General features: G+C 66.1%; 12 protein-coding genes. 6 read left to right on the plus strand and 6 right to left on the minus strand.

The genetic code is table 11. The features are described from left to right. The first annotated feature begins 1 nt into the window (after window position 1). The 5 genes from ACWEO2_RS14575 (at window position 2) to ACWEO2_RS14595 (ending at window position 4,790) form a co-directional block, all read left to right on the plus strand. Window positions 2-799, plus strand: coding sequence for an SDR family oxidoreductase (locus ACWEO2_RS14575; protein WP_452405748.1), 798 nt, complete (start codon window positions 2-4; stop codon window positions 797-799). A 37-nt stretch (window positions 800-836) separates the two neighbouring features. Further along, complete coding sequence (locus tag ACWEO2_RS14580) at window positions 837-1,748, plus strand: SDR family oxidoreductase (RefSeq protein WP_452405749.1); 912 nt, start codon at window positions 837-839, stop codon at window positions 1,746-1,748. Window positions 1,749-2,207: 459 nt separating this feature from the next. Then, window positions 2,208-3,257 carry a hypothetical protein gene (locus ACWEO2_RS14585; RefSeq protein ID WP_452405750.1) on the plus strand — a complete coding sequence of 350 codons (1,050 nt, stop codon included), beginning with the start codon at window positions 2,208-2,210 and terminating at the stop codon, window positions 3,255-3,257. A 10-nt stretch (window positions 3,258-3,267) separates the two neighbouring features. Continuing rightward, entirely contained in the window at window positions 3,268-3,783 is a 516-nt protein-coding gene (locus tag ACWEO2_RS14590; protein WP_452405751.1) for an ImmA/IrrE family metallo-endopeptidase, read from the plus strand. Then, the gene (locus tag ACWEO2_RS14595) at window positions 3,780-4,790 is read left to right on the plus strand and encodes a hypothetical protein (protein WP_452405752.1); all 1,011 of its coding nucleotides are present in this window, start codon (window positions 3,780-3,782) and stop codon (window positions 4,788-4,790) included. The genes ACWEO2_RS14590 and ACWEO2_RS14595 overlap by 4 nt, the downstream gene beginning before the upstream one ends. 312 nt (window positions 4,791-5,102) lie before the next feature. On the opposite strand, the gene ACWEO2_RS14600 is transcribed toward ACWEO2_RS14595, so the two are convergent. Both ACWEO2_RS14600 and ACWEO2_RS14605 read right to left on the minus strand, forming a co-directional pair. Continuing rightward, entirely contained in the window at window positions 5,103-5,519 is a 417-nt protein-coding gene (locus ACWEO2_RS14600; protein WP_011207048.1) for a helix-turn-helix domain-containing protein, read from the minus strand. 362 nt (window positions 5,520-5,881) lie between these two features. Then, the gene (locus ACWEO2_RS14605; RefSeq protein WP_355181700.1) at window positions 5,882-7,045 is read right to left on the minus strand and encodes a steroid 3-ketoacyl-CoA thiolase; all 1,164 of its coding nucleotides are present in this window, start codon (window positions 7,043-7,045) and stop codon (window positions 5,882-5,884) included. Window positions 7,046-7,144: 99 nt separating this feature from the next. On the opposite strand from ACWEO2_RS14605, the gene ACWEO2_RS14610 reads away from it, so the two are divergent. Then, window positions 7,145-8,452: a cytochrome P450 gene (locus ACWEO2_RS14610; protein WP_452405753.1), complete on the plus strand. Its 1,308-nt coding sequence runs from the start codon at window positions 7,145-7,147 to the stop codon at window positions 8,450-8,452. 121 nt (window positions 8,453-8,573) lie between these two features. On the opposite strand, the gene ACWEO2_RS14615 is transcribed toward ACWEO2_RS14610, so the two are convergent. From ACWEO2_RS14615 to ACWEO2_RS14630, 4 genes are all read right to left on the minus strand, one after another. Beyond that, window positions 8,574-8,990, minus strand: a complete 417-nt coding sequence (locus tag ACWEO2_RS14615; protein WP_452405754.1) for a nuclear transport factor 2 family protein — start codon at window positions 8,988-8,990, stop codon at window positions 8,574-8,576. Continuing rightward, window positions 8,987-9,877, minus strand: a complete 891-nt coding sequence (locus ACWEO2_RS14620) for a TIGR03619 family F420-dependent LLM class oxidoreductase (protein WP_452405917.1) — start codon at window positions 9,875-9,877, stop codon at window positions 8,987-8,989. The genes ACWEO2_RS14615 and ACWEO2_RS14620 overlap by 4 nt, the downstream gene beginning before the upstream one ends. Before the next feature lie 123 nt (window positions 9,878-10,000). Beyond that, the gene (locus tag ACWEO2_RS14625) at window positions 10,001-11,170 is read right to left on the minus strand and encodes a thiolase domain-containing protein (protein WP_452405755.1); all 1,170 of its coding nucleotides are present in this window, start codon (window positions 11,168-11,170) and stop codon (window positions 10,001-10,003) included. Then, complete coding sequence (locus tag ACWEO2_RS14630; protein WP_452405918.1) at window positions 11,167-12,243, minus strand: thiolase domain-containing protein; 1,077 nt, start codon at window positions 12,241-12,243, stop codon at window positions 11,167-11,169. The genes ACWEO2_RS14625 and ACWEO2_RS14630 overlap by 4 nt, the downstream gene beginning before the upstream one ends. Window positions 12,244-12,253: the final 10 nt, after the last annotated feature.

The raw sequence follows: 12,253 nt of genomic DNA on the forward strand, positions 1-12,253 counted from the left end.
GGTGGCACTCGAAATCGATCTCACCGGCAGCGTCGTTCTGGTCACCGGTGGTGTGCGCGGGGTGGGTGCGGGCGTCAGCAGGGCCTTTCTCGCCGCGGGCGCGACCGTTATCGCCTGCGCGCGACGTCCAGCGGACGCACCTGTGCGCCATGACGGTCGGCAGATCGAATACCTGCCCTGCGATGTGCGTGACGCCGACGCGGTACAGGGACTGGTCGATGCGATCGTCGCGCGCCACGGCCGCCTCGATCACCTGGTCAATAACGCGGGCGGCGCGCCGTTCGCCCTCGCCGCGACCGCGAGCAAAAACTTCCACAGCAAGATCGTCGAACTGAATCTGCTCGCGCCGCTGCTGGTTTCGCAGGCCGCCAATGCGGTGATGCAGCAGCAGCCCGGCGGCGGCTCGATCGTGATGGTGTCCAGCGTCAGCGGTCACCGGCCCTCGCCGGGCACCGCCGCCTACGGCGCGGCCAAGGCGGGCATCGACAGCCTGACCGCCACGCTCGCGGTCGAATGGGCCCCGAAGGTCCGGGTGAATTCGCTGGTCGTGGGCCCGGTCGAGACCGAACAGAGTCAGCTGCACTATGGCGATCAAGATGGTGTCGACGCGGTCGGCGCGACCATTCCGCTCGGTCGGATGGCCCGGCCCGACGATATCGGCAGCTGCGCCGTTTTCCTGACCTCACCGCTGGCCGCCTTTGTCAGCGGCGCGACGTTGCTGGTGCACGGCGGGGGTGAACGTCCGGCATTTCTGGCCGCGTCGAATGCCAATGTCGCCGAGCAGCCCGCCGAGGCCTGAACAACCGAACCCGAAAACGAAGAGGACACAACAGGTTATGGACACCGAGCAGATCTGCGCCGGGCGCGTCGTCATTGTCACCGGCGCTGGCCGCGGTATCGGCCGGGCGCATGCGCTCGCCTTCGCCGCCGCCGGGGCGCGCGTGGTGGTCAACGATCTCGGCTCCGCCCTGGACGGTGCGGCGACCAGCGAGACCCCCGCCGAACAGGTGGTCGCCGAGATCAAGGCACTCGGCGGGGAGGCCGTGGCCAATGGTGACGACATCGCGGACTGGGACGGTGCGCGCAACCTCATCCGCCAGGCGGTCGACACCTTCGGCCGTCTGGACGTGCTGGTCAACAATGCCGGATTCGTGCGCGACCGGATGCTGGTGAACCTCGGCGAGGACGAGTGGGACGCGGTGATCCGAGTGCACCTCAAGGGCCACTTCGCGACCATGCGCCACGCCATCGAGTACTGGCGCGGTGAATCCAAGGCCGGTCGTGCGGTCGATGCCCGCATCATCAACACCAGCTCCGGCGCGGGCCTGCAGGGCAGCGTCGGCCAGGGCAACTATGGCGCGGCCAAGGCTGGTATCGCGGGCCTGACCCTCACCGCCGCGGCCGAATTCGCGCGCTACGGCGTCACCGTCAATGCCATCGCCCCCGCCGCCCGCACCCGCATGACCGAGACCGTCTTCGCCGAAACCATGGCCGCCCCCGAGGATGGCTTCGACGCGATGGCGCCGGAAAATGTCTCGCCGATCGTCGTCTGGCTCGGCAGCTCACAGTCCTCTGCTGTCACGGGCCGTATGTTCGAGGTCGAAGGTGGCAAGGTGGCCCTGGCCGATGGCTGGCGGCACGGCACCGCTGTCGATCGCGGCGCGCGCTGGAACCCCGCCGAACTCGGTCCGGTGGTCGCCGACCTGATCGCCAAGTCCGTTCCGCCGGAGCCGGTTTACGGCGCCTGAGGGCACGGGAATCGGCACGCTCGTGCCGTTCCGACTGGCACGTCGTCGGTAATTCGTCGGCGTGCCAGCTTCGACGCATTGCCCGGCCGGTCGCCGGGGCGCGTCGGCATACGGACTGGTCCGCTGGTTTTCCTGGGGTGCGCGTAGGGGGATTGACGCGCAAGTGTGTTCGGGATTACACACGAAGTTCCGAAGGTGCGATCTGGGCGCTCGACCGGTTTCGGGCAGACGGCCGGTCGGGCGGGTCTTATGCCGTGCATGGCCCGAGCGACTGCACGGATTTGGGCTGCGGTTTACTATGGGCTCCCGTCCGTCGAAGTCCCGGAATTTGTGAGTTGCGACCGGGCAACAGATCTGCGCTATATCGAATCAGGGGAAGGCTGGCGCATGGCCGTTGGTCGCACGTCGCGTGTGGTTGCAGTGCTTGCGACTGCGGCTGGCTTTGCGCTCCTCGGGGGAGTGCCGGCCGAGGCGCAGCCCGGCAGCGCGTGCCCGCAGTGCGCGGATCCTGACTACCCCGCGCCGTTTGCGACCGGCGATGTATGGGAGCCGCTGGCGATTCCGGGCCAGTCGAGTGTCAGTTCACCGATTGATCCGACCGATGCCGCCGCGGGTGTCAACCCGGCCGCCGGTCCCGGTTCGGCGGCGGGTTCGGCCGCCGCTGGCTCCACGGCCCTCGGCGCGACGGGTCTGCTCGGCGCACTCCTCGGCGGCGGCTCGGTCGGCGTGGGCACCATCATCGGCACCGGCTCCGCGGGCGTTGGCGCGATCATCGGCACTGGTTCGGCGGGTGCCGCCACCATTCTCGGCACTGGTTCGGCGGCGGTAGCCGGTACCGGTTCGGCGGCGCTGGGCACCGGCTCCGCCGCCCTCGGAACGGGCTCCGCGGCCGTCGGTTCCGCCGCTGTCGATACCGGATCTGTACTGGGTGGTACGGGTTCGGCTGCGGTCGGTTCCGCTGGTGTTGGTACTGGATCTGTGCTGGGTGGTACGGGTTCGGCTGCGGTCGGCTCGGCCGGTGTCGGGTCCGCAGGTGTCGGTTCGGCCGGAACCGGTTCCGCCGCGGTAGGTTCCGCGGCCGTCGGTTCCGCCGCGGTCGGCTCGGCGGCCCCGCTGCTCTTGCTGCTGATCCCACTGCCCGCGCCGCCCGCTCCGGCAGTGCCAGCTGTCCCGATCATCGTCCCGCCCGCACCGCTCGCACCGGCGGCACCGCAACTCGCGCAGGTCCCGGTGGCCGCGCCGCCCGCACCCGCTCTGGAGCAGGCACCGCCACCGCCGCCCGCACCTTCGGCCGCCCCGCCCGCGGCTCCGGCCAGGCCGAATCCGGATATCCGGCCGACCAGTGCCGACGATGGCCTGCCCAAGCCCAATGTGCTCGGCGTGGTCGGCGGCCTGATCGCGCTCGCGCTGGCCGGAACCGGTTCCGGCGCAGTGAGTTTCCAGAGCGCATCGGCCGCACAGGCCCGCATCGACGCCGCGCGTGCCGAGTTCTTCGGACCAAGGACGTAGGGGGCGTTCGATGAGTGAGAGCAGAACGCAAACCGGACTCCGGGCCTACCGACGGGTTGCGGCGGCGGTCGACGCGGTGTGCGCCGTCGCCGCGGATTCCGATGCGACCACCCTGGACGAGGTTGTCGCCGCCATTGCCAGCGAGCGACGTCGCGAGATCGAAATCGCAAGTGCGGAACTGGGGCCGGGCATCTGCGGCCAGCGCCGGTTCTATCCGGACCGCGATGTGATCGTGCTCGCCACCGCACTGCCGAGCCGCGAACACACCCTCGCACACGAACTGGGCCATATCGTCTTCGACCATGCGGGCGCGCCCGCGCCCGAGGTGACGTTGGAGGCCAGTGACGATCTGATTGCCTACATGCTCAGCCAGCGAGCACATCAGCAGATCGTCGACGACGGTACGGACGAACTCGCGGAATGGGAGGCCGAAACCTTCGCCGCCATGCTGATGACCCGACTCCGCGTGTTCAACAGCCGGGGCGCAGGCGTCTCGGTCCTTCGATTCGATGAGGCGCTCGGATGACGCTCTGGTTGACGGCCATGCTGGTCTGGGTCGCCGCCGGTGCGCGTGTCGGTCGTGTACTGGTGAAGCCCGCGACGACCGCGCGGGTGGCGATCGTCGTCGCGGTCGCGGCGGTCGCACTCGGAGCCACCGTCGCGGTTCCCGAAATCGCGCTCGCCATAGCCGATCTGCTGCCGCGCGGTCTGCCTTCGGGCCCGCTGTCCGACGGCGTCGTGACCTCGGCCTGGATGCTGTTCGCGACCGCGACCTCGGTGGTCGCGTCGGCGGCCTGGCCGGTCGTCTCCCGCCGCAATCTGCGTCAGATCGCGTTCGTGATCTATGGCATCGGCTCGGTCGCGATGGCGGTAAATCTGTTCTGGTCCACCACCTTCGGCTGGATCGCGGTCGCGCTCGGCTGCGTTTTCATCGTCATCACCGGTGTGCGCAACCTGGACTGGACGACGCTCGGTCGCGGTATTGCCAGCTATACCGCCGGGACCGCGCTCGTCGCGCTGCTCGCCGTGCTGCAGATCCGCCGGGACGTCATCGACGCACCGGTCGCGAAGCCCGGCGAACCGGACTGGGGCTGGCCCGCCTGGGCGGCGGCGGCCCTGCTCATCGCGTTCGGTGCGGTGTGGATCGTGGTCGAGCTGTGGATACGTGCGCGAATCCTGTTGCGGCAGATCAAGGTTCTGCACCGCACCATGGTCGGGCGGTTTCCGGAAGTGGTCGCGCACGAGCAGACGGGTACCTCCACTCAGCTCAGGGCATCCGATCAGGTCGCGCAGATCATGGACGCGTTATATCTGCAATCCGGCGGCGGCGTCGAGCTGGTAAGTGCGGGTCCGCCACCGCCGCTGGTCTCCGCGCGGGCCGACCGGGTCGCGCAGTGGGCGCGAAACCCATTGGGTGAGGTGGTAGTCGACGCGCGGTGGATTGCTCCGCCGGAGGGTATTAGTCCCCGCGGGTGGGTCCAGGCAATCGCGCGCGCCTACCAAGCGGGCGCCGCATCGTCGGTCCGAAATTGATCGAGTGACATCAAAACCCATCGGCTCGAGGCATTCCGAAGGACTCGCTCCGGGTATTCAATAAGGTTGACATAGCAAGGAATCCGGCACCGCTTCCGCAGTGCCGGATTCCTTGTGTCTGTTGACGTATCCGCGCAACTGATTTCGTCAGTAGCGGGTCTATTGGGGCGCGCTTTTATCGCAACCCTGTACGCGCCACCAAGCCCACAACTTTAGGGGCACCGCGGGTGTGTCCGCGTTCTGGTGGGGCCATACCCATGACGCAGTACGGTGCGACCTTGTGGGTCGCACCGTACTGCGCTGCGGGAGAACCTATTCGGTGCCATCCGGAGGAATTTCGGGCAGACCTTCACTTGCCCGCAATTTCTCCGCCATGGAGGTGAGGAGGTTCTGTGATTCTTCGGACAGGTCGAACGCCCTGCTCGACAGCCGTCGCAGCCCGTAGCCCTGCAGCTGGGACAGCAACTCCAGATCATGATCGATCTTGGCGGCATAGATGTCGTTGAAGAAGTAGTCCGGCTTGACCTTGAAGAACTTGGCCAGTGCAGCCACCGTTTCATCCGACGGATTGGTCCGCTGTCCCGACCTCAACTGTGAGAGGTACGGTTTCGAGATCGGATGTCCGGAGGCCGTCAGCGCAGCCGCAACCTCCGCGTTGGTGTGCGGCTTGCGCCCCGGGGGATGCACGGTTTCGAACAGCTTGTTCAGCCGCGCCGCGAAATCAGCCATTGTGAGCCGCCCAATTCCCTTCGCTGTACTAACAGTCGTTATCTCGGATACGTATCATTGATATTAGCGGCTCAGTAACTGAAAACCTACGCCTGATTCAGGATTTCCTTGAAGCTTCTAGGTGCCGCTCCCGGGAAGACACTGCGACGGTCGCGTTTGCGGGTCACGCCAACGGCTCTTGGGAAAACGTGGTGTGAACCGGTTCTTGCCCGTCGCGAGCACCTTCCCCGACAGACTGATGATAACCCCAAGATAGCTGACGAGTCATCTAGTGGCGTGTCCTGGTGTTTGTGTGGCGTACGACACGTTTTGGGCTCATTGGGATGAACGTTCAACCAAGGCACCGGAATTGGTTGAAACTCTTACAATCTCTCGATGATGGTGCCTGTTGCGAGTGCGCCGCCCGCACACATGAGCACCATCGCGGTGCTGCCTCCGCTTCGCTCGAGTTCGTGCAAAGCCGTTGTGATGAGCCGGGATCCGGTTGAACCCACCGGATGTCCGAGTGCGATAGCGCCGCCGTTTACATTTACCCGGTCCATGTCCGGCTTGTGTACAGAGGCCCATGAAAGTGCAACTGCCGCAAAAGCCTCATTGATCTCGAAAAGGTCGATGTCGCCGATATTCATGCCGGACCGTTCGAGCAGTCGGGTGCACGCCTGCACCGGCCCGTCGAGGTGGAACTCGGGCTCCGCGCCGACCAGCACCTGCGTCACGATCCGGGCGCGCGGGCGCAAACCCGCTCGCTGCGCGGCCTTTTCGTCCATTAGCAGTACCGCGGCCGCGCCGTCGGAGATCTGCGATGAGGTGCCCGCGGTGTGGATTCCACCCTCCAGGACCGGCTTCAGCTTGGCCAGACCTTCGAGTGTGGTTTCGCGCAGACCCTGATCCCTTGTCACGTCCAGCTTCTCGCCGGTGAGATTGCCTTCCTTGTCGACCGCTGGCGCCGTCACATGCAGCACCTCGCGGTCGAAGCGGCCCTCGGCCCAGGCCTGGGCGGCCAGGCGCTGCGAACGGACGCCGAGTTCATCGATATCGGCGCGAGTGATGCCGCGCCGCTTGGCAATACGCTCGGCCGCCTCGAACTGGTTCGGCAGATCGATATTCCAGGAGGCGGGCCGGCGCGGACCGGCGTGCTCGCCGACGTTGGCGCCCAAGGGAACTCGGCTCATCGCCTCCACGCCGCAGGCCATGCCGATCTCGATGGCGTCGGTCGCGATCAGTCCGGCGATGAGGTGGTTGGCCTGCTGCGCCGAACCGCACTGGGCGTCGATGGTGGTGGCGCCGACCTGCCATGGCAGCCCGGCGTGCAGCCAGGCGACGCGGGTCACGTTATTGGACTGCTCACCGGCCTGGGTGACGCAGCCGCCGATAACCTGTTCCACCTGGGCGGGATCCAGATGCGCCTTATCGAGCAGCCCGCGCTGGGCGAGGCCGAGCAGTTCGGCGGCGTGTAGACCTGCGAGCCAGCCGCCGCGCTTGCCGATGGGGGTGCGAGCGGCCTCGACGATGACGGGTGTGCCCATGTCCAACCTTTCTTCAGGGACAGAAAAATGAAACGTGTGTTCATACCTGCGACAGGCGAATCTGTCCTGTTCTTCCCTCATTATGCAGCCTATGCTTCAATGATTGTAGAACGTGTTTCAGTTTGTCGAAGGAGACATCTGGTGGTTGACCCGCGGAATGCCCGGCCGAATCTGCCGGATGGGTTCGATGTCACGGACCCGGACATTTACGCCGAGCGTGTTCCGGTGGCGGAGTACGCCGAACTGCGTCGCACCGCACCGATCTGGTGGAATCCGCAGCCCCCCGAAATCGGCGGCTTCCACGACGAGGGCTTCTGGGTAGTGAGCAAGCACGCGGACGTCAAGGAGGTGTCGCGCCGCAGCGATGTGTTCTCCAACTTCGAAAACACCGCGATCCCGCGTTTCAACGACGACATCACCCGCGAGCAGATCGAACTGCAGCGCTTCGTGCTGTTGAACATGGACGCACCGCATCACACCAAGTTGCGCAAGATCATCTCCCGGGGTTTCACCCCGCGCGTGATCAACGGCCTGCGCGCCGAACTCAAGGCGAGGGCCGAGTCCATCGTGAAGGAGGCAGCGAAAAACGGATCCGGCGACTTCGTCACCCAGGTCGCCTCGGAACTGCCGCTGCAGGCCATCGCCGAGCTGATCGGCGTCCCGCAGGAAGACCGCGGCAAGGTCTTCACCTGGTCGAACGATATGACCGGCTATGACGATCCGGAGAACGACGCCGATCCGGTCGCCGCCTCCGCCGAGGTGCTCGGCTACGCCTACCAAATGGCCGCGGCGCGCAAGGAATGTCCGGCCGATGACATCGTCACCAAGTTGATCCAGGCCGATGTCGACGGCGATGAGCTGACCCCGGAGGAGTTCGGCTTCTTCGTCATCATGCTGGCCGTCGCGGGCAATGAGACCACCCGCAATGCGATCACCCACGGTATGGCGGCCTTCCTGGAGCATCCGGATCAATGGGAGCTGTTCAAGCAGGAACGCCCGGCCACCGCCGCCGACGAGATCATCCGGTGGGCGACCCCGGTCACCTCGTTCCAGCGGACCGCGCTGGAGGACACCGAACTCGGGGGTGTGCAGATCAAGAAGGGGCAGCGGGTGGTCATGCTCTACCGCTCGGCCAACTTCGACGAGGAGGTCTTCGAGAATCCGGAGCAGTTCGATATCACGCGAAAGGACAACCAGCACTTGTCCTTCGGCGGTACCGGTGCGCACTTCTGCATCGGCGCGAATCTGGCCCGGATGGAAGTCGACCTGATCTTCAACGCCATAGCCGACGCCATGCCCGATATCACCAAGCTCGGTGATCCGAAGCGACTGCGCTCGGGTTGGCTCAACGGTGTCAAGGAGTTCCAGGTCGACTACAAGGGCTCGGGCTGCCCGGTCGCGCACTGAGACGTCGCGGACCCAGGCTTGTGTCGGCGGCCTGGGTCCATACGAAAGGGCCCTCGCACCGGTAGTCCCCTTGCCGGTACGAGGGCCCCCTTCGTGCTGCCCCGAGGGGAAGGCAGCGTGCTCAGGTAGTGCGCTTCGCGGTCGCCATGGCGCGGTCGACCTCCCAAAATGCCCGCAGCGCAGCGATTTTGCCCGTTTCGTCCACCTTGTAGGTGAATACGCCCTCGGCATCGATCTGGTGCCCGCCCATCCTGGTGCGGATCAGGCCGGTGAAGGCGATCTCATTGCCGCAGGCGAAGGAGTCCCCGAAGTGGAATTCGATCGAATCGGTCTTCGCGATCGCCATATCCCAGAATGCCGCGATGGCCTCCTTGCCGCGATGACCCTTGCCCTCCGGATCGAAACCCGAAGGGCCGACGGGATCTTCGACAATGCCGTCGGTCGCGAACAGATCGACCCACGCCTGCTTATCCCGCGCTCGCACCGCGGCCTGCGATGCGAGTCCGGCGGCCCGTGCTGAATGTTCGGTGGTACTCATACTGTTGCCTTCGCGACGATGGGTTCCTCGATATTCTTCGCGGCGAAGTGGCGCAGTGACTCCTGCTTGGCCGCCAGTTCACCGTCGAAGCCGATGCCATCGGCCAGCCACGGGATCACGATCGCATCGGTCACCCCGGCATCGGCCAGATCCTGATATCCGGCGCGTCCGAACTTGTCAACGCACACCGCCTGGATCTCGAACGGTACCTGTTCGCGGCCGAATTCGGCGCGCAGCGCGCCGAGCTTGCCGATGGTGGTGCACAGTTCGGCATAGGTCATCATTGCCGAGGTCCAGCCGTCACCGACCTTGGCCGCCCGGCGTAGTGCGGGTTCGGTGTGGCCGCCGATATAGAACGGGACCGGCTGGCTCGGCGCCGGGCTGATCTGCAGCGGATCGAAATCGAAGAATTCCCCGTGGTATTCGACCATGCCACCGCCGAGCACCAACTTGATGACCTCGATCATCTCGTCGACCCGCGCGCCACGCTTGGCGTACGGCACCCCGCACCATTCGAATTCCTCTGGTGCCCAACCGATTCCGACGCCGAATCCGAAACGGTTGCCGGACAGGTTGGCCACCGAGCCGACCTGCCTGGCGAGCAGCAGCGGATTGCGGGAACCGAGCTTGAGCACGTTGGTGTAGAAGTGAATCCGGCTGGTCACCGCCGCCATGGCGGTCGCACCGATGAGCGGGTCGACCCATGGCGTCTCCGGTCCCCAGAACCGGCTGCCGTCGGCAGTATAGGGATACTTCGCCGACGCCGACTCCATGTAGAACAGCGAGTCGGGGAGTGCGATCGATGAAAACCCGCACTCCTCAGCGGTTTTCGCCAGCTCGGGCAGCTGCTCCAGCGGACTCAGCGCGATGCCGAGGGTGAACTTCAATGTTCCTTGGCTCATATCAGCGGTCCTAATAGGCAGTAGTCATCGAATCGGTATACGTCGACCGGGGAAGCGAAGCGCCCCCGGTCGACCTTCGGAGTCCGTGGGCTCGGAGACGGCCGAGCGTCAGCGAGGCTGCTCCGAGCCCACAACCCACATGGCGAAGTATTGCGACCCACCGCCATACGCGTGTCCGAGCGCCTTCTTGGCATTCGCGACCTGATAGTCCCCGGCCCGGCCCATGACCTGTTTGGCGGCCTCGGCGAACCGGATGAGTCCGGAGGCGCCGATCGGATTCGAGGACAGCACGCCGCCGGACGGGTTGACCGGCAGCGTGCCGCCGATTTCGGTCTCGCCCTTATCGGTGAGCTTCCAGCCGTCGCCCGGCGCGGCGAAGCCCAGGTTCTCCAGCCACATCGGCTCGAACCAGGAGAACGGCACGTAGATCTCGGCCACGTCGATCTCTTTGAGCGGGTCGGTGATTCCGGCGGCCTGCCACAGCGCGGCGGCCGCATCCTGTCCGGCCTGCGGACTGACCTGATCGCGTCCGGCGAAGGTGGTCGGCTCGGTGCGCATGGCGGTGCCGTGTACCCAGGCGACGGTCTTGCCGGTGGCCTCGATGGCCTTGGCGGCTTCCTCGTCACCGATCACCACGGCGCAGGCGCCGTCCGAGGACGGGCAGGTCTCGTCGAATCGGATCGGATCCCACAGCATCTGGGAGGAGAGCACCTGCTCCAGCGTGATATCGGGCTGGTGCAGGTGTGCGAGGGGATTCTTCGCACCGTTGCGGCGATCCTTCACTGCGACCATCGCGCCGATATGGCCCGGCGCGTTCGACCGGCGAATGTAGGAGCGCACATGCGGTGCGAAGTAGCCGCCCGCGCCCGCGCCGACCGGCATGGTGAAGGGCACCGGAAACGACAACGCCCACATGGCATTCGATTCCGACTGCTTCTCCCAGGCGATGGCGAGCACCCGCTTGTGCACCCCGGCCTGCACCAGATTGGCGGCGACGATACCGGTGGAGCCGCCTACGGATCCGGCGGTGTGCACGCGCAGCAGCGGCTTTCCGGTGGCGCCCAGTGCATCCGCCAGATACAGCTCGGGCATCATGACGCCCTCGAAGAAGTCCGGCGCCTTACCGACCACCACCGCGTCGATATCGGCGATGGTGAGCCCGGCGTCGTCGAGTGCACGATCGATGGCCTCGCGGCACATGCCCGCCATGGACACATCGGTTCGTTTCGTCACGTGATGGGTTTGTCCGGTGCCGAGCACCGCAGCGGGAAAACTCATCGGCTCGCCTCCGAATCCAAAACGGCTACCAAGTTCTGTTGCAGGGCCGGTCCACTGCTGGCATGGGCGAGCGCCCGATTCGCGGTGCCCCCCATGATCGCCTCGGCCGCGAAGCCGATGCGCTCCAGGCCCGCCGCGAACATCGGATTGGCGGCGAGTGCGCCGCCGGACGGATTCACCTTGGTCTCGGGCCGCAACCCGATCGCCTCGGTGAGGATCAGCTGCTGATGGCTGAACTGCGCATGCAGTTCGGCGATATCGAAGCCGCTGGTATCGCCGCCGGTAACCGACTGTGCCGCGGCCGAAGTCGACGGTGAGACGGTCAGATCGCGGGCGCCGAGATTGGGTGTGTCCACCCGGTGCGCCATACCGGTGATCCAGGCCGGGCGCTCGCAGAGTTCCCGGGCCCGGTCGCCGACCGCGAGCACAATCGCGGCGGCGCCGTCGGTGATCGGCGCGATATCGTGCTCGCGCAGCGGATCGGCGACATAGGGTGTGGCGAGCAGGGTTGCGATATCGCCCGAGTCACCGGCGGCGACCGCGGCCATATCGCGCTCGGTCCAGCGACCCGCATCCAGTCCGGCCCGTGCCTGCAGACCCGCGATCGACCAGGCGTCCGGCCAGAGCGGAGTGACCAGATAGGGATCGAGCTGCATGGTGAGCACTTGGCGCAGCGTGCCCGCGGAGGACTTGCCGAAGCCGTATACCAGCGCGGTCTTCGCCTGTCCGGAGCGCAGTTTCACGAACGCCTCGTACAGTGCCCAGGCGGCGTCCATCTCGACATGCGATTCGTTGATCGGCGGTACCGCGCCGATGGCGTCCACCGCCGAGATGAACGAGAAGGCGCGGCCCGCGAGGTAGTCCGAGGAACCGGAGCACCAGAAGTCGATATCGGACTTGGTGATGCCGAGTCGGGTGTAGAGCTGCTGGAAGACGGGCACCAGCATCTCGACACCGTTGGTGGTGCCGAAGGTCTCCGGCACATGCGGTGAGTGGGCGAATCCCACGACCGCGATGTCGCAAGGGGGACGGTAGCCGTCGGAGCGGGCGGAGACGGCGGGGTGGGTAGGCAGAGCGTTGTTC

It is taken from the genome of Nocardia sp. NPDC004278, assembly GCF_053602975.1.

What these genes read in the sequence shown, in the direction of transcription:
- ACWEO2_RS14605 (WP_355181700.1), bottom strand. Translation starts at nt 7,045, where the DNA reads ATGGGCACACCCGTCATCGTCGAGGCCGCTCGCACCCCCATCGGCAAG.
- ACWEO2_RS14615 (WP_452405754.1), bottom strand. Translation starts at nt 8,990, where the DNA reads ATGAGTACCACCGAACATTCAGCACGGGCCGCCGGACTCGCATCGCAG.
- ACWEO2_RS14600 (WP_011207048.1), bottom strand. Translation starts at nt 5,519, where the DNA reads ATGGCTGATTTCGCGGCGCGGCTGAACAAGCTGTTCGAAACCGTGCAT.
- ACWEO2_RS14625 (WP_452405755.1), bottom strand. Translation starts at nt 11,170, where the DNA reads ATGAGTTTTCCCGCTGCGGTGCTCGGCACCGGACAAACCCATCACGTG.
- ACWEO2_RS14610 (WP_452405753.1), top strand. Translation starts at nt 7,145, where the DNA reads ATGATTGTAGAACGTGTTTCAGTTTGTCGAAGGAGACATCTGGTGGTT.
- ACWEO2_RS14580 (WP_452405749.1), top strand. Translation starts at nt 837, where the DNA reads ATGGACACCGAGCAGATCTGCGCCGGGCGCGTCGTCATTGTCACCGGC.
- ACWEO2_RS14595 (WP_452405752.1), top strand. Translation starts at nt 3,780, where the DNA reads ATGACGCTCTGGTTGACGGCCATGCTGGTCTGGGTCGCCGCCGGTGCG.
- ACWEO2_RS14590 (WP_452405751.1), top strand. Translation starts at nt 3,268, where the DNA reads ATGAGTGAGAGCAGAACGCAAACCGGACTCCGGGCCTACCGACGGGTT.